Raw genomic sequence first — 20,097 nt, 5'->3', positions numbered from 1 at the left:
CGTCGTCGCCCTCGTGCGCAGCCAGCACCATTTGCGTCAGGAGGCGAGGAATGGCGACGCGAACGCCCATCCATCCCGTCGTGCGGCAGGTGACCGAACGCATCGCGAACCGCAGCGAGACCACCCGCCGCGCCTACCTCGAACGCATCGGCAACGCCGCCGCCGACGGGCCGGTGCGCGCCGGAATGCCGTGCAGCAACCTCGCGCACGGTTTCGCAGGCTGCAGCGGCGCCGACCGCATCGCCGTGCGCGGCGAGCGCAAACCCGGCGTGGCGATCGTGTCCGCCTACAACGACATGCTCTCCGCGCACCAGCCGTACGCGGAGTTCCCAGAGTGGATCAAGGACGCGGTGCGGCAGGCGGGCGGCGTCGCGCAGTTCGCCGGTGGCGTGCCCGCGATGTGCGACGGGATCACCCAGGGCCGCACCGGCATGGAGCTGTCGCTGTTCTCCCGCGACGTGATCGCGATGGCCACCGGCGTCGCGCTCTCGCACGAGATGTTCGACGGCGCGCTGCTGCTCGGGGTGTGCGACAAGATCGTGCCCGGGCTGCTGATCGGAGCGTTGGCCTTCGGCCACCTGCCCACGATCCTGGTGCCCGCCGGGCCGATGCCCTCCGGCCTGCCCAACGCGGAGAAGAGCCGCATCCGCCAGCTGTTCGCCGAGGGCAAGGCCACCCGCGAGGACCTGCTGGAAGCCGAGTCGGCCTCGTACCACTCCCCCGGCACCTGCACCTTCTACGGCACCGCCAACTCGAACCAGCTGGTCGTCGAGGTGATGGGCCTGCACCTGCCGGGTTCCAGCTTCGTCGCACCCGGCACACCGCTGCGGCAGGCCCTAACCGAAAAGGCCTCGCAGCGGGTCGTGGAGATCTCGAGCGGTCCCGAACGCACCGCGATCGGCGAGCTGCTCGACGAGAAAGCACTGGTCAACGGAGTCATCGCGCTGCTGGCCACGGGCGGTTCGACGAACCACACGCTGCACCTGGTGGCCATCGCCGCGGCCGCGGGCATCGAACTGACCTGGGACGACTTCGCCGAGCTGTCCGCGGTGGTGCCCTCGCTGTCGAAGGTCTACCCGAACGGTTCGGCGGACATCAACCACTTCGCCGCCGCCGGAGGCGTGCAGACCCTGGTCGGCCAGCTGCTCGACGCGGGCTTGCTGCACCCGGACGTGCGCACCGTCGCCGGGTTCGGCTTGGACCGCTACCGGCAGCAGCCGTTCCTCGAAGACGGTGAACTGGTGTGGCGCGACGCCCCGGTCGAAAGCCTCGACCCCGAGGTGCTGCGCGGCGTGCACGAACCGTTCGCGCCGGACGGCGGGCTGCGGGTGCTGGACGGCAACCTCGGCCGCTCGGTCATCAAGGTCTCCGCGGTGAAACCCGAGCACCGCGTGGTCACCGCACCCGCGCGGGTCTTCGACGACCAGCACGATTTCACCGCGCTGTTCAAATCCGGCGAGCTGGACCAGGACGTCGTGGTCGTCATCCGCAACCAGGGACCGCAGGCCAACGGGATGCCCGAGCTGCACGGGCTCACCCCCTCGCTTGGCGTGCTGATGGACCGCGGGCACCAGGTCGCGCTGGTCACCGACGGGCGGATGTCGGGAGCCTCCGGCAAGATCCCCGCGGCCATCCAGCTCACCCCGGAGGCCACCGCGGGCGGGCCGCTCGCCCGGGTGCGCGACGGCGACATGGTCCGGCTCGATGCCGAGCACGGAACCCTGGAAGTGCTGGTCCCCGACGCCGAGCTCGCCGCCCGCGAACCCGCGGCCGGGGTGCCTGCGATGCAGCACGGCACGGGTCGCGAGTTGTTCACGGCGTTCCGCGGCTCGGTCGGCCGCGCCGACCAGGGCGCTAGCGTGTTCGGGTCGCACCGCCGCACGGCGCCCAGCGATCTGCACGCCTGAACGGAAGTGATCCCGTTGAACCCGAGCGGAAGTGATCCCGTGAACACCGCCTCCGAGGTGCTCGACCTCAGCCCCGTGGTCCCCGTCGTTGCGCTGGACGACGCCGCGCACGCGGCGCCGCTGGGCCAAGCGTTGCTGCGCGGCGGCATCAAAACCATCGAAATCACCCTGCGCACCCCCGCGGGGTTGCCCGCCATCGAACGGCTCGCGGCGGAAGTCCCGGAGATCGTCATCGGCGCGGGCACCATCACCGAACCCGGGCAGGCCGACAAGGCGCGCCAAGCCGGGGCCCGCTACATCGTCACTCCCGGGGCGACCGACGAACTGCTCGACGACATCGAAGCCACCGGCCTGCCCTACCTCGCCGGGATCAGCACCGTGTCCGAGGCGATGCGGCTGGCCGCACGGGGCGCGACGGCGATGAAGTTCTTCCCCGCAGAACCCAGCGGCGGCGTGCCATACCTGAAGTCCATCGCCGGACCGCTGCCGCACCTGCGGTTCTGCCCCACCGGCGGGATCGACGCCGACAACGCCGCGCGCTACCTCGCGCTGCCCAACGTCGGCTGCGTCGGCGGATCGTGGCTCGCCCCGAAATCACTGCTGGCCGCGGGCCAGTGGGGCCAGGTCGAGGCACTGGCGCGGCAGGCGGCCGCGCTGGGACCGGCCTGACAGGGACAGTGCACAGCGTGGTGCACGGGGCTCAGCGGCGGACGGCGCTCCGCCGCTGAGCCGTTCCGGATTGTGCGAGCACGTACCGGCGATTGCGGGTCGCTGCTCTGACGCCGTGACCTGCTCATCCGGCCTCGGTGTCGGCCGAGTGCTCAACCGCAAGATCCGTCAGGTGGTTCGTCTCGGCGGTGATGTGGGCGACGGCTTCGGCGATGTCCGCGGCGACCGGGACTCCGGCCGTCTCGAGGGAACGGCGGCTCATGACGCCGGTCGCGACCAGCACGCAGCCGGTGCCGGCTTCCGCGGCGGCCTGAGCATCGTCGAGCACGTCGCCGACGAGCACCACTTCCGCCGGGTCACGGGCGAGTTCGGCGAGGTGGCGCTTCAGATGAGCGGCCTTGGCGCCGCCGCCGACCTCGTCGCGCAGCCCGTCCACGCGCTCGAACAGCGAGTGCAGGTCGAGTTCGGTGACCAGCGCGACGAGCTCGTCGTGGAACCACATCGACAGCAAGGACTGGGTACGTCCGGCTTCGCCCCACTCCGCGAGGACGTCCGGCACACCGGAAGCGAGTCGAGCGGTGTGCAGCAGCTCCCGATAGGACCCGTGGTAAAGCTCCTCGAGATGCGTCCATTCGGCATCGGTGAGCGTGCGATCGAGCAGCCGCTCGTAGCAGTGCACCAGCGGGCGGCTGAAGATGGACCGCCAGTGCTCCAGATCGATGCGCTCCCGGCCGAACGCCGTGCACACCTCGTTCACCGCCGCTACCACGGCGTCGTTGTCGTCGAGCAGCGTGCCGTTCCAGTCCCACACGATGTGCGGCGCCGACTGCGCGCGCATAGCTCCCCCGTAAAGATCGACCGGCAACGTTCGTGCACCCTACCGAAGGACCGCGATCCGCCAGCGGTACCGAGACCAGCCATCCCGGACAAGCCGCGGAGCGCGGACAGGAGCCGATCGTTGAACTACGGACACCGCCTGGCGACCCGTGACGATCTACCGGCGATCGTCGACATCTACAACAGCTCGATCCCGGACAAGACCAGCACTTGCGATTTGGAGCCGGTCACGGTCGCCGACCGGACCGCGTGGTTCGACGCCTCGGACCCGCGAATCCGGCCGATCTGGGTCGGCTACGAATCGGACGCACCGCAGATCGTGACCGGTTACCTGTCTTTCGACCGGTTCCTGAACGGTCGGCCCGGGTACGACGTGACCGCAGACATCGCGGTGTACCTGCATCCGGAGCACCGCGGCAGCGGGCAGGGCAGCCACCTGCTGGGCGAAGCTGTCCAGCACGCGCCCGAACTCGGCGTGCGGAACCTGGCCGCGAGCATCTTCGCCAGCAACGAGGCCAGCATCCGGCTCTTCCTGCGGCACGGCTTTCAGCGATGGGGACTGCTGCCGGAAGTGGCCGATCTGGGCGGCGTGGTGCGAGATCTGGTTTTCATGGGACGGCCGGTGGGCGCGCCTCGGTCGTAACGTTCGGGCGAGGCGGGAAACGCCCGGGCGGTCAGGGTGTGTCGAGCTCGCCGGAACCGCCGTTCAACCCGGCATTTTCGAGTTCTTCCTTGCACACCCGGAAAGCCAGGCCCTCCGGGTAACCCTTGCGGGCGAGCATGGCGACCATGCGGCGCAGCAGTTTCGTCGAATCGTCGGCGCGGGAGGTGCGCAGCTTGCGGCGGACCAGCTCACGCGCACGTTCCTCCTCCGCTTCGGAGTCCACACTGGACAGCGCGTCGTTCACCAGCTCCTCGCCGACGCCCTTGCGGCGCAGTTCGTAACCGAGAGCCTTGCGCCCCAGACCTTGGTTGCGCTGGCGTTCCTGCACCCACGCTGCGGCGAACTCCGCGTCGTCGACCAAGCCCGCATCGACGAACTTCTGCAGCACCGCATCGGCGATGTCTTCGTCGATCTCCTTGCGCAGCAATGCCTGCCGGAGTTCGGAACGGCTGCGGGCACGCACCGCCAGCAGGCGATAGACGACGTCCCTGGCCTGCGCCTCCGGGGACTGCTCTTCCTCCGCGGGCGCTCCCCTCTTGCCGGTGCGCTCCCGCCGCGAGGATCGTTCCTCCTGCGCGGGCCGGTGCGCACGCTCATTCCGCTCGTTCTTTCGCGAGCTGCCGCTACCCGTGGACGCACGGTCCGGCAGGTGCTCCGCGGATGCGTCGGGCTCCGGCGATCGGTCGCCGGAATCGGGGTCGCCGCCGGAGATGCCGCGACCTCCGCCAGTGCGGCCTCGCCGGGATTCCCGTTGCTCGCGCGGCAACGTTTCCGCTGAGGAGGAGACCGAATCGCGACGGGAACGGGCACCGGCCAGCCGGTCGGCGCCCGCCGGCTCATCGCGTGCGGCGACTCCCGGGCGCCGTTCCGCCGGATCGCTCGCCTCGGTGGAAGTCGACGGCGACGCGTCCGGCTCCGTGCTCCGCCACACGCCACCGGACGGCGTCCCGCGCCGCGGTCGCGGGCCCGGCCTGGTGCGCGACGGCTCCTCCGACCCGGCCGGGAAGTCCGGCCACGGCGAAGGTTCCGGCCACGACCAGGACTCGGCGCCTTCGCCGTCCGGGGAATCGGGCTCGGGTCGAGCGAAATCCTGTTCGCGCATGATCCGCGCGATCAGAACTCGACGGGAGCGGGGTCGCCTTCTTCCTCGTCCACCTTGGCCCCGATGCCCAGCTTCTCCTTGATCCGCTTCTCGATCTCGTTGGCCACGTCCGGGTTGTCCCGCATGAACTTGCGGGCGTTCTCCTTGCCCTGGCCGAGCTGGTCGCCTTCGTAGGTGTACCAGGCACCGGACTTGCGGATGATGCCCTGCTCCACGCCCATGTCGATCAGCGAGCCCTCCCGGCTGATCCCGACGCCGTAAATGATGTCGAACTCGGCCTGCTTGAACGGCGGCGCGGTCTTGTTCTTCACCACCTTCACCCGCGTCCGGTTGCCCACCGCGTCCGAACCGTCCTTCAACGTCTCGATCCGCCGCACGTCCAACCGCACCGACGAGTAGAACTTCAACGCCTTGCCACCGGTCGTGGTCTCCGGGCTTCCGAACATCACACCGACCTTCTCGCGGAGCTGGTTGATGAAGATGGCGGTGGTCTTGGCGTTGTAGAGGGCCGAGGTGAGCTTGCGCAGGGCCTGGCTCATCAGGCGGGCCTGCAGGCCGACGTGGCTGTCGCCCATTTCGCCCTCGATCTCGGCGCGCGGCACCAGCGCGGCGACCGAGTCGATGACGATGCAGTCCAGCGCGCCGGAGCGGATCAGCATGTCCGCGATCTCCAGCGCCTGCTCCCCGGTGTCCGGCTGGGCCACCAGCAGCGCGTCGGTGTCCACGCCGATCGCCTTGGCGTACTCGGGATCCAGCGCGTGCTCGGCATCGATGAACGCCGCGGTGCCGCCGAGTTGCTGGGCGCCCGCCACCGCGTGCAGCGCGACCGAGGTCTTACCGCTGCTCTCCGGGCCGTAGACCTCGACGATGCGCCCCCGCGGCAGACCGCCGATGCCCAGTGCCACGTCTAGCGAGATGGATCCGGTCGGGATGACCTCGACCGGTGCCCGCGACTCCTCGCCGAGCCGCATCACCGATCCCTTGCCGTACTGCTTGTCGATCTGGGCCAGGGCGAGTTCGAGCGCCTTGCCCTTGTCCTGGCCCTTGTCCGGTGTCGATGCCATCGGGGTCCACCTTGGTCACGTCGAACTTCGTCGGATCGGAACCGACGCTACGGGGTGGGACCGACACTCCGGCCGCCTGGCCGACCTACCGCGCGACGAGCACCGGGCGGCCGGGAGGCGGCGAACATCGGGGTTCGATCCGCACTTGCGATCTTAGACGAACGGATGTTCGATCATCGAGCCGACACGCCGGTTCCGCCACCCGGGCGTGTGAAGAATCAGCGCCGGACGAGATCAACGCCGTGCCGGGCACCCGGTCAGCGCCGTGCCGGAGGCACCGATCCAGCGCCGTGCCGGAGGCACCGATCCAGCGCCGCGCCGGAGGCACCGGTTCAACGCCGCGCCGCGGGCACCTCGAAGACCTCGCACAACGTCTCCCACACCTGCTTCGGCGACATCCCGGACTCCAGCGCCTCATCGGCCGTGCGCCCGCCGAGCTGGGACATCACGTGGTCCTGGGCGAGCATTTCGGCGCGGATCCGGCCGAACTCCTCGGCCATGCGCCGACGGAAATCGGTGTGTCGCATCGCCGGCCAGCCTACTGGCGCCCGCCGGCGGCGTACGGTCGTGGTGTGCTGCTGCAAGCCGACCCGACCGGCCTGTCCGGCCCGCTCGGGCAGTTGGTGATCGCGGCGATGCTGCTGGTCGCGATCATCGTCGCGCTGCGCTGGTTCTGGGACCGGCGCAACCGCTGAGCCCCGCTCCCGCCCGCCGCACGACGGCGCCTTCGAGACCATCCGGCCCGCGCCCGCCGGGAATCGCCGGACTGTCGGTCCCGTGGTCCAGCATGGAGGGGTGAGCGACGTGCTGGACGGATTCTCCCCCGAAACCCGCGAATGGTTCCGGGGCGCGTTCCACGCGCCGACGCAGGCCCAGGCCGGTGCGTGGCAGGCGATCAACGAGGGCGAGCACGCCCTGGTGGTGGCGCCGACCGGTTCGGGCAAGACGCTGGCGGCGTTCCTGTCCGCGCTGGACGGGTTGGCCGCCGCGGGGCCGCCGCAGGACCCGAAGCAGCGGTGCCGGGTGCTGTACGTCTCGCCGCTGAAAGCGCTGGCGGTGGACGTGGAGCGGAACCTGCGGGCGCCGCTGACCGGCATCCGGCAGGCGACGCAGCGCCGGGGCGGTGCGATGCCCGAGATCCGCGTGGGGATGCGCACCGGCGACACTCCGGCCGATCAGCGGCGCGCGTTCGCGCGGACGCCGCCGGACGTGCTGGTGACCACTCCGGAGTCACTGTTCTTGCTGCTCACCTCGGCCGCGCGGGACTCGCTGCGCGGGGTGGAGACGGTGATCGTGGACGAGGTGCACGCCGTGGCGGGCACCAAGCGCGGGGCGCACCTGGCGTTGTCCCTGGAGCGGCTGGACGAGCTGCTGGCCACCCCGGCGCAGCGCATCGGGCTCTCGGCGACGGTGCGGCCGGTGGACGAGGTGGGCACCTACCTCACCGGTGGGCGCCCGGTGCGCGTGGTGCAGCCAGAGCATCCCAAGCAGGTGCAGGTCAGCGTCGAGGTGCCGGTGCCGGACATGGCCGAACTCGGGCAGCCGACCGGCGAGGTGGAGGGCCCGGCGGCGGGCGCCGAGCAGCACACCTCGATCTGGCCGTCGGTGCAGCAACGGGTGCTGGAGCTGATCGAGGCGCACCGCTCGACGATCGTGTTCGCGAACTCGCGGCGGCTGGCCGAGCGGCTGACCGCGGGGATCAACGAGCTGGCCACCGAGCGCGCGGGAGAGTCGGCCGAGCCCGAGCGGTTCCCCGCGGAGGCGGTCGGCGGCTCGGGGATCACCACCGGTGCGGCGGTGACGGTGGCCCGGGCGCACCACGGCTCGATGTCGAAGGAGCAGCGCTCCTCGGTGGAGGAGGAGCTCAAGTCCGGCGAGCTGCCGTGCGTGGTGGCGACTTCCTCGCTGGAGCTGGGCATCGACATGGGCGCGGTGGACCTGGTGGTGCAGGTCGAGACGCCGCCGAGCGTCGCGTCCGGGTTGCAGCGGGTCGGCCGCGGCGGGCACCAGGTGGGCGCGGTTTCGCGCGGGGTGGTGTTCCCGAAGTTCCGCGGTGACCTGGTGGGCTGCGCGGTGGTCGCGGAGCGGATGGCCGACGGGCTGATCGAGGCGCTGGCGTTTCCGCGCAATCCGCTGGACGTGCTGGCCCAGCACGTGGTGTCGATGGTGGCGATGGACGCCTGGCCGCTGGAGTCGCTGGCGCGGGTGGTGCGTCGGTCCGCGCCGTTCGCGGGATTGCCGGATTCGGCGTTGCACGCGGTGCTGGACATGCTCGCCGGGCGCTACCCGAGCGAGGAGTTCGGGGAGCTGCGGGCGCGCATCGTGTGGGACCGGGTGCAGGACGAACTGCGCGCGCGCCCGGGTGCGCAGCGGCTCGCGGCGACTTCGGGCGGCACGATCCCGGATCGCGGGTTGTTCACCGTGACCACGCCGGGCGACGAGGAGGCTGGCCGCGGCGGCGTGCGGGTCGGTGAGCTGGACGAGGAGATGGTCTACGAGTCGCGGGTGGGCGACACGTTCCTGCTGGGCACCTCGTCGTGGCGGGTCGAGGACATCACGCACGACCGGGTCGTGGTGGTGCCCGCGCCGGGTCAGCCCGCGCGGATGCCGTTCTGGAAGGGCGATTCGCCGGGGCGGCCGCTGGAGCTGGGCCGCGCGCTGGGCGCGTTCGTGCGCGAGGTTTCGGCCGCGGATCGGGAGACGGCGAGCGCCCGGGTCCGGCGGGCCGGGCTGGACGACTGGGCGCGGGACAACCTGCTGGCCTACCTGGCCGAGCAGCGGCAGGCGACGCGGCACGTGCCGGACGACCGGACGATCGTGGTGGAGCGGTTCCGCGACGAGCTGGGCGACTGGCGGATGGTGGTGCACTCGCCGTTCGGCGCGCAGGTGAACGGCCCGTGGGCGCTGGCGGTCGGCGCGCGGTTGCGCGAGCGGCGGGGCATCGATCCGCAGGTTGCGTCCTCGGACGACGGCATCGTGGTGCGGCTGGCGGACGCGCTGGACGAGTCCGGGGCGGACGTGCTGCCGAGCGCGGAGGACGTGCTGCTGTCCCCGGACGAGGTGCAGCAGGTGGTGACCGACGAGGTCGGTGGCTCGGCGTTGTTCGCGGCGCGGTTCCGCGAGTGCGCGGCGCGGGCGTTGTTGTTGCCGCGGCGGGATCCGCGCAAGCGCTCGCCGTTGTGGCAGCAGCGGCAGCGGGCGGCGCAGCTGCTGTCGGTGGCCGCGCAGTACGAGCAGTTTCCCATCGTGCTGGAGGCGATGCGGGAGTGCTTGCAGGACGTTTACGACGTGCCGGGGCTCACGGAGCTGATGTCGCAGGTCGCCGCCCGCAAGGTGCGGGTGGTGGAGGTGGAGACGCAGTCGCCGTCGCCGTTCGCGCGCAATCTGCTGTTCGGCTACATCGGCATGTTCCTGTACGAGACGGATGCGCCGTTGGCGGAGCGGCGGTCGGCGGCGTTGAGCCTGGATTCGACGTTGCTGGCGGAGCTGCTGGGTTCGGAGGCGCTGCGGGAGCTGCTGGATCCGGACGTGGTCGTGGAGGTCGAGTCGCAGCTGCAGCGGCTCGATCCGGAGCGCCGCGCCAAGGACGTCGAGTCCGCTGCGGACCTACTGCGGTTCCTGGGTGATCTGTCCACTGCGGAGGCTCAGGAGCGCGGTGTCGAGCCGGAGTGGCTGGAACAGCTGCGGGCGCAGCGCCGGGTGCTGGCGGTGCGGATCGCCGGTGAGCAGCGGTGGATCGCGATCGAGGACGCGGGCAAGGTGCGCGACGCGCTGGGCGTGGCGTTGCCGGTCGGGGTACCGGAGGCGTTCACCGAGCCGGTCGCGGATCCGTTGGGGGAGCTGCTGATCCGGTACGCGCGGTGCCGCGGCCCGTTCACCGCGGAGTCGGCGGCGCGGCGATTCGGCCTCGGTGTCGCGGTGGTGCACGGCGTGCTGGACCGGCTGACCGGTTCCGGACGGTTGGTCAGCGGTGAGCTGCGGCCGTTGGAAGCCGGCGGCGGGCGCGGTGTCGAGTACTGCGACGCGGAGGTCTTGCGGCGGCTGCGGCGGGCATCGCTGGCACGGTTGCGGGCCGAGGTGGAGCCGGTCGAGCCGGCGGCGCTGGGGCGGTTTCTGCCCGCATGGCACGGGGTCGGTGCCCGGCTGCGTTCCGCGCCGACGGTGGATGACGTGTACTCGGTGGTGGAGCAGCTCGCGGGTGCGCCGGTTCCGGCCAGTGCGCTGGAGTCGTTGGTGCTGCCTGCTCGGTTGCCGGGTTATTCACCCGCGTTGCTGGATGAACTCACTTCGACCGGTGAGGTCACGTGGGTCGGTTCCGGCGCGTTGGCCGGGGGTGACGGATGGATCGCGCTGGCGCCGACGGATGTCGCGGATCTGTTGTTGCCGGATCTGCCGGAGGACGCGCAGCGCACTCCGCTGCACGAAGCGTTGTTGTCCACTTTGGAGGGTGGCGCGCAGTTCTTCCGCGCGCTGGCCGATCGGGCGGCGGCGCTGCTGGTGGAGCGCGGGGAGGAGGCTCCGGCCGACGACGCTGTGATCACGGCGTTGTGGGACCTGGTGTGGTCGGGTGCGGCCACCAACGACACGTTGGCTCCGTTGCGCGCGGTGGTGTCCGGGAAGGGAGCGGCGCACAAGCCGCGGCGCAACGCGCCGCGCGGACGATATGCGCGGTTGCGTGCGGGTCGGCCGTCGATGCCCAGCCGCAGCGGTCCGCCCACGGTCTCCGGCCGGTGGTCGCTGGCTCCTTCCCCGGCGGCGGAGCCGACGAAGCGGGCGCACGCGCGGGCGGAGTCGTTCTTGGAGCGGCACGGCGTGCTGACCCGGGGCGCGTTGGAGACCGAACGGGTCAGCGGCGGTTTTTCCGCGGTGTACAAGGTGTTGCGGGCGATGGAGGAGTCCGGGCGTTGCCGCCGCGGCTACGTGGTCGAGGGCCTCGGCGCGGCGCAGTTCGCGGTGCCGGGCGCGATCGACCGGGTGCGGGCGATGTCGCGGCAGGCGGGCGAAGCGGAATCCGGCGAGGCCGTGGTGCTCGCCGCCGCCGATCCGGCGCAGCCTTACGGTGCTGCGTTGCCGTGGCCGGACGCGGTGGGTGACACCCGGCACCGGCCCGGCCGCAAGGCTGGTGCGCTGGTGGTGCTGGTGTCCGGCTCGGCGGCGCTTTACGTGGAACGCGGCGGGAAGTCGCTGCTGTCGTTCACCGCGGACGAGTCGGTGTTGCGCAGCGCGGCCGAGGGGTTGGCCCGTGCCGTGCGGGAAGGCTGGCTGGAGCAGTTGGCGGTGCAGCGCACCGACGGCGAGGGCGCGTTGGGGTCGCGGATGGCCGACATCCTCACCGAGGCGGGTTTCCGCGCCACACCGAAGGGTTTGCGGCTGCGCGCGTGATCACAGCTCGTCGAACGGCGCCGCATAGCGGAATGTTCCGGTGAGGTCCGGGGTGTGCGTCGTGAGCGGGCGGGTCTGGAAGTGCTCGGCCCAGCTCCGGTGGCCAGCACTCGGCGAGCGGCGTCGACCACCGTGCTGCGCGAGGGGCCGTTCGGCACCGGGAAGCGCAACCCGGCCAACTCGCCGCAGTCGATCACGTCGACATCGATGTGCAGGACGATCGGTCCGGCAGGCAGCGCCTCCTGCAGTTCCTCGACACCGCACCGGCGCAGGTCGCTCCGGGACAGGTAGTCGACCTCGGGCGGGTCGAGGTCGCGGGCGTCGACCAGCAACGCGCGCCGTTCGGCAGGCGACCGCAGTCCGAGCGGCTCGGCGAGCCGTTCCGGATGTGCGCCCAGCACCAGCCGCAACGCCATGCCGCCGAGGTAGCCGGAGGCCGGGGTGTGCGAGGTGTGCACGTCGCCGTGCGCGTCGAACCAGACGACGGCGGGGTCCGATCCCGCGCGCTGCGCGCCGGTGATCGTGGCGGCGGCGACGAGGCAGTCCCCGGACACGACCGCGGGCACGTCGTCGGCCGCTAGCCGCTCGGCGACGCGGTTCGCCACCCTCTCGTACAGGGCGACCAGGCGAGGCCAGACATCGCCGTCCGGCAACATGGCCTCGACCGTCTCAGCGCCCAGCGGCGCAGCAAGCGGGATCGTCCGCTCCGGCAACCTTTCGTCCTGGTGGTAGGGCACGAGCAAGATCGTCACGGCCGCACGGTAGGCCCGTCATCGTGCCGAGCGCACGTTGATTTCCACGGCCGCACCGCCTTTCAGCGCGCCCCCTTCAACGAGTCGCGAGCCGGAGCAGTCCCCAGAGCTGGGCGATGGCGTCCCGATCACCGGCCGTCCGCACCGCGCGGTCCGGCAGCCGACCCCACAACCAGAGGTACACCGCCGCCGGGTCACCGGTGACCAGCCCGTCGGCGGAGACCGACTCGCCGTCGGTGGTCCGCCGCACGACGGTGCGCCGCTGATCGGCGTACACCAGCCACTCCGCCCCGGCCGTGGACAGGCCGACCGAGCAGGGTCTGGTCGAGGTGATGCCGACGGCGTGCAGGCGATAGCCCAGCCACAACCGCAGCACCTCGTCGATCCCGTCCAGCGCGACGTCGGCGTCGATCGGGGTCATCTCCACCGCGGCCGCTGTCTGCACGTCCACCCGGTGCACCGTTGCGGCGTGCAGCAGCCTGCGGACCCAGAACCGCACGGTGTGCTCCTCCGGCCACCACGTCGGGCACGCCTCGTCCGGCGCGCGGGTGCCGAACTCGGCGAGCAGTTCGGCCAGCCGGGCGGTGCATTGCCGGGTCACCGCCCGCAGCGTCGCCGGCTCCGGAACCGCCGCGGAACGCGCCTGCTCGGAGGCGCCCATCCAGGTCAGCGCGTCCTCGCAGACCCCGCTGAGGTAGCGGACGGTTTCGGTGGCGGTGCGGCCGGACGCCCCGCCGACCGGAGCGTCCGGGTGCACGTCGTGCGTGGCGGCGGTGAGCAACTGCCCCTCGACGCCGATCAGGTCGAGCATCCGGCCGTGGTCGATGGACAGCTCCGGAGGCGCCGCGCAGCCCGATTCGGGTTCCTCGGGAACGCTCCGGCTCATCGCACCGACCCCGACAGGCTGCGCTGAACCACCGCGACGAACTCGCCCGCGTGCCGCAACGAGATGTCCGCCTCCCCCGGCGTCACGCCCGGGCTACCGGCCTCGGCCGCGGCGCGCCGGACCGATCGGTCCGCGAAGTGCGCCGACCATTCGCGCAGTTCCGGTGCGACTTCGGTGAGCTGGCTCCACACGCCGCCGGACCGCCCGCGGCAGGGTCTCTCCCGGGTCCGGCGCCAGGAGCGGGAAACCAGCACCGCCGTCGCGGCCCGCAACGCGGCCAGGTGCGCCAAAACGTAGCGGTCGGCCGGTTTCGCCGATTGTTCGGCATCGCGCAGGCAAGCCCGCCCCTGCTCCAGCAGGGACGCCGCCCCCGGCGGCGGTGGCGGACCGGCCGGTCCGGACGATCCTGGCGATACGGGCGATCCGTCGCCCGGGCTGCGCGGGACGGGAATGGACACCGGCAGGGACATCAGCTTTCTCCTCTCGGTCACGACGGGCTCCGCGAATCCGCGGAGTTGCCGGTCAGGTGCTCGAACCGGGGGGAAGCCGGTCGTCCGGCGGCGGGGTGCTTCCCCCACCCCACCGCCGGACGTGCGTGCGAACCGAAGCCGACCGCACTGGATCGACAGCCGATCGATGGCCGATCGACAAGCGATGACAAGCCACCGACAGAGCGATCGAAACTCGAGCGATCGAACTCGAGCACTCCACTCGGGCGATCGAACCTCAGTTCGACAAGCTCCAGAGTAGACCGATCGGAGCCCGGACTCAACACTTGAGCAATAGATCACCTGTTCGAGTAATGCCCGCTCCGATGCGATCACCAGCGCCGACACCGGCAGCGGAATTGATCAAGGCCGGGACGCACGGCCCCTTGCCGCACCCTCTAGTGTTCGGCTCGTGACAGCCGCGCCCGCCCCCCGCTTCGACCGCCTCGTCGAGCTCACCACCGACGAGCTCAGAGCCCGCCTGGCCGAAGCCCTGCAGGTGTACGTGGAGGCGATGAACTACCCGCCGCTGACCGCGCAGCAACGCGCTCCCATGTGGTCGGCGCACATGCTGCGCGCGGGATGGCGCTGCATCGGGGCGTTCAACACCGCGGACGAGCTGATCGGCATCGGCTACGGCTATCTCGGCGTGCCCGGCCAGTGGTGGCACGAGCAGGTCTTCCGCGGCATGCTCAGCACCCACTCGCAGGCCGAGGCCGAGCACTGGATGCACGACTACTTCGAGCTCACCGAGCTGCACGTGCGCCCGGACAGCCAGGGCGGCGGCCTCGGCGAAACGATCCTGCGGCGGCTGCTGGACGGCGCGCCCGGCCGGGCGGTGCTGCTGTCCACCCCGGAAGGCCCGACGCGGGCCTGGACCTTGTACCGCCGCGTCGGATTCGCCGACCTGCTGCGGCACTACCGGTTCACCGGCGACCCACGACCGTTCGCGGTCCTCGGCCGCGGCCTCCCGCTGGAGGGCTGAAGATCCTCAGAGCCCGTCTTCCAACCTGGCGACCCGAGTGTGCCAGGAGCTCTGTCTTGTCAGCGGCGGAGCCGCTGAGGTTCCGCCGCTGAACCCTCGCAAAACAAGATCAAAGACAAGTGATCAGAGTTCGGCGAGTTGTTCGCGCAGGGTGTCGAGGCCCATCGAACCCAGCTGCAACGCCCGCCGGTGGAAATCCTTGGCGTCGAACGCCGCTCCGTAGCGTGCCCGCGCCTCGTCCCGCGCCGCGCGCCACAACCGCTCCCCGACCTTGTACGACGGCGCCTGCCCCGGCCAGCCCAGGTAGCGGTCGATCTCGTCGTGCACGTGCGCGGGGTCGGCGACGGTGCGGGTGAGCAGGAATTCCGAACCCAGCTCCGGAGTCCAGCGCTCCCCCTCGTGGAACCCGCAGCCCGCGGGCAGCTCCAGCTCCAGGTGCATCCCGATGTCCACCACCACGCGCGCGGCCCGGAACAGCTGGTCGTTGAGCATCCCGAACAGGTCCCCGTCGTCGGTGATGTAGCCGAGTTCGCGCATCAGCCGCTCCGCGTACAGCGCCCAGCCCTCGGCGTGCCCGGAGACGATGCACGCCAGCCGCTGGAACTTGTTCAGCAGGTGCGACTGGTACACCGCCGTGGCGACCTGCAGGTGATGACCGGGCACGCCCTCGTGGTAGACGACGGTGGTTTCCCGCCAGGTCGGGAATTCCTCGCGGTCGGAGGGCACCGACCACCACATCCGGCCGGGCCGGGTGAAGCCGTCGGTCGGGCCGGTGTAGTAGGCGCCGACCCCGCCGCCCGGCGGCGCGATGCGGCATTCCAGCGCCATCAGCTCGTCGGGGATGTCGAAGTGCGTGCCGCGCAGGTCGTGCAGCGCTTGGTCGGACAACCCCTGCGCCCACTGGCGCAGCACTTCCTGGCCGCGCACGCGGTAGCGCGGGTCGTTGTCCAGCTCGGCGGCGGCTTCGGCGAGGGTGGCGCCGGGGTGGATGCGGTGGGCGACCTCCTTCATCTCCGCTTCGATGGCGGCGAATTCGGTCCAGCCCCACTCGTAGGTCTCGCGCAGGTCCAGTTCCGCGCCGGTGAAAAAGCGCGACCACAACCGGTACCGCCGCTCGCCGACCGCGTCGGCTTCCGGGGCCTTCGCCAGCAGCTCGTCGCGCAGGAAAGCGGCGAACTCCGCGTAGGCACCGGCGGCGGCTTCGGCGGCCGCGTCCAGCTCGCCGCGCAACGCGCCGACGCCTTCGGCCCGGCCGACCATCCCGGCGAAGAAGGAGTCACCGCCGCGCGAACCGGCCCAGATCTCGCACTGCTCGGCGACCCGCCGCACCTGGCGGGCGGCGGAGACGTTGCCCTGCGCGGCGGCTTCGCGCAGGCCCTCGCTGAGGTTCGCCAGCGCCTCCGGCATCTTCTCCAGCCTGCGGGCGATGGTGCGCCACTGCTCCGGCGTCTCCGCCGGCATCAGGTCGAAGATCTGGCGCAGGTTCTGCACCGGGCTGGCGATGACGTTCAGCGCCGCCATGTCCTCACCCGCGTCGTGCAGCTCGACGTCCAGTCCGACCCGCTCCTCGAACACCGCCTTCGCCGCGCGCTCCCCTGCGTCGGCGGGCTCGGCCGCGCGCATCTCGGCCAGCGCCCGGCGGGCCAGTTCGCCGCGAGCGCGGTGGCCGGCGGGCGAGTAGTCGGTCAGCAGCTCATCACCACCCGGAAGGCCGAGCGCGGTGGCCTCGATCGGGTCCAACGCGGCGAGTTCCTCCACGTACCGGTCGCTGATCTGGTGCACGCCACTGCGCTCGGATGCCATGCGGCGCAGGTTATCGCGTCCGCGACGGGCCCAGCACCACCTTTTGTGACCAGCGACGATCACCTCCGCCGCGCGCAATCGGCGAGCCGCGCGATGCGGTGCCAGCATCGCCGGGGTGAAGCCCTGCCACGGTTCCCGCGCCGCACTCGCCGCCCTGATCGCGCTGGTCGCCGCACTGCTCGGCGGCTGCTTGCACGCCGACACCTCGATCTCGCTGTCCGAGGACGACACCGCCTCCGGCGAACTGCTGCTCACCACCGAAACGGCGGACGGGAAGGTGCCGTTCGACCTGCGCCCGCCGGAACACATGGCCGACCGGGTGCAGGTGGCGCCGTACAACGAGGGGAACCGGGTCGGATCCCGGTTGACGTTCAAGGATCTGGATTTCGACGAGCTCCAGGAGCTCAGCAACGCGCTGAGCCCGTCGGAGTCGCGCTACCGGCTGCACCTGGAGCGGACCGGTTCGCTGGTCGAGCTCAGCGGCTCGCTGGACCTGACCCCGCTGGCCGACACCGACTCGTCGGTGCGCATCGAGCTGACCGCGCCCGGCGAGGTCACCACCACCAACGGCAGGGAGAGTTCCGGGGTCGTCACCTGGTCACCGGAGCCCGGTGAGGTCACCCAGCTCAACGCGACCTTCCAGTACGCGGGCTCGGGCGCCGGCGCGTGGACGGTGTGGGCGCTGGTCATGGGCGCGCTGGCGCTCGGCGCCGTGCTGGTGATCACCCGGCTCGCGCAGCGCGAGCACGAGCACGAGACGGCCGGGACCAGCGCGTAGGTGATCGGCCGGAGCCCGGACCCGTTCGCGGTGCGTGCGCGGCCGTCACGGAAGATGGGGCCGTGCCCATCAAGGAACCCACCACGCAGGAACATCCCGGCAACGTCGAAGAAGTCACCGCCGAGGAGGCGGACCGCTCCCGCAGCGAGGACACGACGATCGAGGACACCGTGGACGCCGACTTCCCCGGACGGGTGCGGGACACCTTGGCCGACTACCTGGCGGGCCGCCAGGAAGAATGCGCCCGGCTCGACCCCGGATTCGCCGAGGCCGCCGGTGAGCTGCGCAGGTTCGTGCTGGGCGGCGGCAAGCGCATCCGGCCGACGTTCGCGTGGTGGGCGTGGCAGGCAGCGGGCGGCGACCCGGACGGGCCGGAAGCCGACGCCGTGCTGCGCGCCGCGAGCGCGCTGGAACTCATCCAGGGTTGCGCGCTGGTGCACGACGACCTGATCGACGAGTCCGACACGCGCCGCGGCAACCCGACGGTGCACCGCCGGTTCTCCGATGCGCACGACGAAAAGGGCTGGCGCGGCGGGTCCGGGCAGTTCGGCATGAGCGCGGCGGTGCTGCTCGGCGACCTCGCGCTGGCGTGGGCCGACGACATGCTGCACGCCTCCGGCCTGTCCACCGACTCGCTGCAGCGGGCGATGCGGCCGTGGCGCGCGATGCGCACCGAGATGCTGGCCGGGCAGTACCTCGACGTGTTCAGCCAGGTCCGCGGCGACGAATCGGCCGAGGCCGCGTTGCAGGTCGCGGAGCTGAAGTCCGCCTCCTACACGGTGGCGCGCCCGTTGCAGCTCGGCGCGGAGATCGCGGGCGCCGACGAGGCGACGCTGGCCGCGCTGGAGAGCTTCGGTCACGACGTCGGGGTGGCGTTCCAGCTGCGCGACGATCTGCTCGGCGTGTTCGGCGACCCGGAGGTCACCGGCAAGCCCGCCGGGGACGACCTGCGCGAGGGCAAGCGCACCCTGCTGATCGCGGAAGCCTTGGAGGCGGCCCGCGCGCAGAACGACGAGCGGGCGATCCGGCGGCTGCGCTCGGTGCTCGGCGACCCGGACGCGGGCGAGGAGGAGATCGACGCGGCGCGGGCGGTGCTGCGGCGGCTCGATGCGGTGACGGCCGTGGAGCACCGGATCTCGAAGCTGACCACCTCGGCGATCTCGACGCTGCGCTCGGTGGAACTGGCCGAACCGGCGGCGACGCGGCTGGGCGATCTCGCCGTGGCCGTGACGGACCGGACGCACTGATGCACCGCGTGCCGGGCGCCACCGACCGCGTCGTCGTGGTCGGTGCGGGCCTGGCCGGGTTGTCCGCCGCGCTGCACCTGGCCGGTGCGGGACGCGCGGTCACCGTCGTGGAACGCGAGCAGGTGCCGGGTGGCCGCGCCGGGCTGCTGGAGTTCGACGGCTACCGCGTCGACACCGGTCCGACGGTGCTGACCATGCCGGAGCTGGCCGACGAGGCGCTCTCCGCGGTCGGCGACTCCCTGCACGAGCGGCTCGAACTGCTCCCGCTGCATCCGGCGTACCGGGCGCTGTTCGCCGACGGTTCGGCCTTGGACGTGCACACCGACGGCGCGGCGATGGAGCAGGAGGTCCGCGACTTCGCCGGTGCGCGGGAAGCTGCCGGATACCGGCGGCTGCGGCGGTGGCTGACCGAGGTGTACGAGGCCGAGATGGGCCGGTTCATCGACGCGAACTTCGACTCCCCGCTGAGCCTGGCCACCCCGGAGCTGGCCAAGCTCGCCGCGCTCGGCGGCTTCGGGCGGCTGGGGCCCGCGATCGGCCGGTTCCTGCGCGACGAGCGGCTGCGCCGGGTGTTCTCCTTCCAGGCGTTGTACGCCGGGCTGGACCCGCGCCGGGCGTTGGCGCTGTACGCGGTGATCTCCTACATGGACACCGTCGGCGGGGTGTGGTTCCCGCGCGGCGGGATGCACGCGCTGCCCTCGGCGCTGGCTGCGGCCGCCGCCGACGCCGGCGTGGAGTTCCGCTACGGCGCCGAAGTGGACGCGCTGGAGCGGCGCGGTGGCCGGGTGGCCGCGGTGCACGCCGGTGGGCAGCGGCTCGACGCGGACGCGGTGGTGCTGACCACGGATCCGCCGGTCGCGCACCGGCTGCTCGGGTCCCGGCCGCGGCGGTTGCGGTGGTCGCCATCGGCGGTCGTGGTGCACGCGGGCACGACGCGGAGCTGGCCGGGAACCGCGCACCACACGATCTCGTTCGGCGGCGCCTGGGAGGGCACCTTCACCGAGATCATCCGGCGCGGCAGGCTGATGAGCGATCCGTCGCTGCTGGTCACGCGCCCGACCGCGAGCGATCCGGGGCTGGCTCCCGAAGGGCGCGAACTGCACTACGTGCTCGCGCCGTGTCCGAACCTGAGCACGTCCGGCTTCGACTGGGAACGGATCGGGCCCGCCTACCGGGACGAGCTGTTCGCGACCTTGCAGGCCCGCGGCTTCACCGGGTTCGCCGACTCGGTCGAGGCGCACCGGGTGGTGACGCCGCTGGATTGGGCGGCGCAGGGGCACGCCGCGGGCACGCCGTTCTCCGCCGCGCACACCTTCGCGCAGACCGGGCCGTTCCGGCCGCGCAACCTGCTGCGGGATCCGGAGAACGTGGTGCTGGCCGGGTCGGGCACGACACCGGGCGTGGGGGTTCCGCCGGTGCTGGTTTCCGGGAAACTGGCCGCGCGGCGCATCACCGGGTGAACTCGGACACCATTCCGCAGTTGGCGCCGCGGCCTATCACAGGACTTTCACGGATTTCCCTGGTTTTCTGCTC

The 20,097-nt window shown here is 71.7% G+C and carries 16 protein-coding genes and 1 pseudogene; 9 read left to right on the top strand and 8 right to left on the bottom strand.

From position 1 onward, the window contains the following. The first annotated feature begins 50 nt into the window (after nt 1-50). Together edd and eda are read left to right on the top strand one after the other, a co-directional pair. The gene (edd, locus tag V1457_RS15730) at nt 51-1,907 is read left to right on the top strand and encodes a phosphogluconate dehydratase (RefSeq protein ID WP_200071251.1); all 1,857 of its coding nucleotides are present in this window, start codon (nt 51-53) and stop codon (nt 1,905-1,907) included. Nucleotides 1,908-1,946: 39 nt separating this feature from the next. Next, nucleotides 1,947-2,576 carry a bifunctional 4-hydroxy-2-oxoglutarate aldolase/2-dehydro-3-deoxy-phosphogluconate aldolase gene (eda, locus tag V1457_RS15725; protein WP_200071250.1) on the top strand — a complete coding sequence of 210 codons (630 nt, stop codon included), beginning with the start codon at nt 1,947-1,949 and terminating at the stop codon, nt 2,574-2,576. A 124-nt stretch (nt 2,577-2,700) separates the two neighbouring features. Here the strand turns inward: eda and V1457_RS15720 are convergent, their stop codons facing one another. Beyond that, a complete protein-coding gene (locus tag V1457_RS15720; RefSeq protein ID WP_338595305.1) occupies nt 2,701-3,414 on the bottom strand; it encodes an HAD family hydrolase in 714 nt (237 codons plus the stop codon). Between the two features lie 120 nt (nt 3,415-3,534). Between V1457_RS15720 and V1457_RS15715 the strand changes: the two genes are divergently transcribed. Further along, nucleotides 3,535-4,056, top strand: coding sequence for an N-acetyltransferase family protein (locus tag V1457_RS15715; protein WP_338595304.1), 522 nt, complete (start codon nt 3,535-3,537; stop codon nt 4,054-4,056). A 31-nt stretch (nt 4,057-4,087) separates the two neighbouring features. Here V1457_RS15715 and V1457_RS15710 read toward each other — a convergent pair whose 3' ends face one another. From V1457_RS15710 to V1457_RS15700, 3 genes are all read right to left on the bottom strand, one after another. After that, entirely contained in the window at nt 4,088-5,179 is a 1,092-nt protein-coding gene (locus V1457_RS15710; RefSeq protein ID WP_338595302.1) for a RecX family transcriptional regulator, read from the bottom strand. 11 nt (nt 5,180-5,190) lie between these two features. After that, nucleotides 5,191-6,243, bottom strand: a complete 1,053-nt coding sequence (recA, locus tag V1457_RS15705) for a recombinase RecA (protein WP_338595301.1) — start codon at nt 6,241-6,243, stop codon at nt 5,191-5,193. A 332-nt stretch (nt 6,244-6,575) separates the two neighbouring features. Beyond that, nucleotides 6,576-6,770: a DUF3046 domain-containing protein gene (locus V1457_RS15700; RefSeq protein WP_200071245.1), complete on the bottom strand. Its 195-nt coding sequence runs from the start codon at nt 6,768-6,770 to the stop codon at nt 6,576-6,578. 45 nt (nt 6,771-6,815) lie between these two features. Here V1457_RS15700 and V1457_RS15695 point away from each other — a divergent pair, with 45 nt between their 5' ends. Beyond that, nucleotides 6,816-6,938 (top strand): hypothetical protein, encoded by a 123-nt coding sequence (locus V1457_RS15695; RefSeq protein ID WP_255520903.1) that lies wholly within the window; start codon nt 6,816-6,818, stop codon nt 6,936-6,938. Nucleotides 6,939-7,038: 100 nt separating this feature from the next. Beyond that, nucleotides 7,039-11,625 (top strand): ATP-dependent helicase, encoded by a 4,587-nt coding sequence (locus V1457_RS15690; protein WP_338595300.1) that lies wholly within the window; start codon nt 7,039-7,041, stop codon nt 11,623-11,625. A 119-nt stretch (nt 11,626-11,744) separates the two neighbouring features. On the opposite strand, the pseudogene V1457_RS15685 reads toward V1457_RS15690, so the two are convergent. The 3 genes and pseudogenes from V1457_RS15685 to V1457_RS15675 all read right to left on the bottom strand — a co-directional run. After that, nucleotides 11,745-12,281: pseudogene (locus tag V1457_RS15685) on the bottom strand (arginase family protein); the annotation flags it as partial. Nucleotides 12,282-12,453: 172 nt separating this feature from the next. Further along, nucleotides 12,454-13,263 carry a hypothetical protein gene (locus V1457_RS15680; protein ID WP_338595299.1) on the bottom strand — a complete coding sequence of 270 codons (810 nt, stop codon included), beginning with the start codon at nt 13,261-13,263 and terminating at the stop codon, nt 12,454-12,456. Beyond that, nucleotides 13,260-13,754, bottom strand: coding sequence for an SAV_6107 family HEPN domain-containing protein (locus tag V1457_RS15675; RefSeq protein WP_295150000.1), 495 nt, complete (start codon nt 13,752-13,754; stop codon nt 13,260-13,262). The genes V1457_RS15680 and V1457_RS15675 overlap by 4 nt, the downstream gene beginning before the upstream one ends. 409 nt (nt 13,755-14,163) lie before the next feature. On the opposite strand from V1457_RS15675, the gene V1457_RS15670 reads away from it, so the two are divergent. Next, complete coding sequence (locus tag V1457_RS15670) at nt 14,164-14,736, top strand: N-acetyltransferase (RefSeq protein WP_200071240.1); 573 nt, start codon at nt 14,164-14,166, stop codon at nt 14,734-14,736. A 123-nt stretch (nt 14,737-14,859) separates the two neighbouring features. On the opposite strand, the gene V1457_RS15665 is transcribed toward V1457_RS15670, so the two are convergent. Further along, on the bottom strand, nt 14,860-16,539 hold the full coding sequence (locus V1457_RS15665; RefSeq protein ID WP_338595297.1) for a DUF885 domain-containing protein: 1,680 nt from the start codon (nt 16,537-16,539) through the stop codon (nt 14,860-14,862). Nucleotides 16,540-16,654: 115 nt separating this feature from the next. Between V1457_RS15665 and V1457_RS15660 the strand changes: the two genes are divergently transcribed. From V1457_RS15660 to crtI, 3 genes are all read left to right on the top strand, one after another. Next, the gene (locus tag V1457_RS15660) at nt 16,655-17,317 is read left to right on the top strand and encodes a DUF3153 domain-containing protein (RefSeq protein ID WP_200071238.1); all 663 of its coding nucleotides are present in this window, start codon (nt 16,655-16,657) and stop codon (nt 17,315-17,317) included. 170 nt (nt 17,318-17,487) lie between these two features. Next, on the top strand, nt 17,488-18,564 hold the full coding sequence (locus V1457_RS15655) for a polyprenyl synthetase family protein (RefSeq protein ID WP_407074787.1): 1,077 nt from the start codon (nt 17,488-17,490) through the stop codon (nt 18,562-18,564). After that, nucleotides 18,564-20,024 (top strand): phytoene desaturase family protein, encoded by a 1,461-nt coding sequence (crtI, locus tag V1457_RS15650; protein ID WP_200071237.1) that lies wholly within the window; start codon nt 18,564-18,566, stop codon nt 20,022-20,024. Before V1457_RS15655 ends, crtI begins: the two co-directional genes overlap by 1 nt. The last annotated feature ends 73 nt before the right edge of the window (nt 20,025-20,097 follow it).

The organism is Saccharopolyspora sp. SCSIO 74807, assembly GCF_037023755.1.
In the GTDB taxonomy this organism is placed as follows: Bacteria; Actinomycetota; Actinomycetes; order Mycobacteriales; family Pseudonocardiaceae; genus Saccharopolyspora_C; species Saccharopolyspora_C galaxeae.
This window is presented reverse-complemented; position numbering and strand designations above follow the sequence as displayed.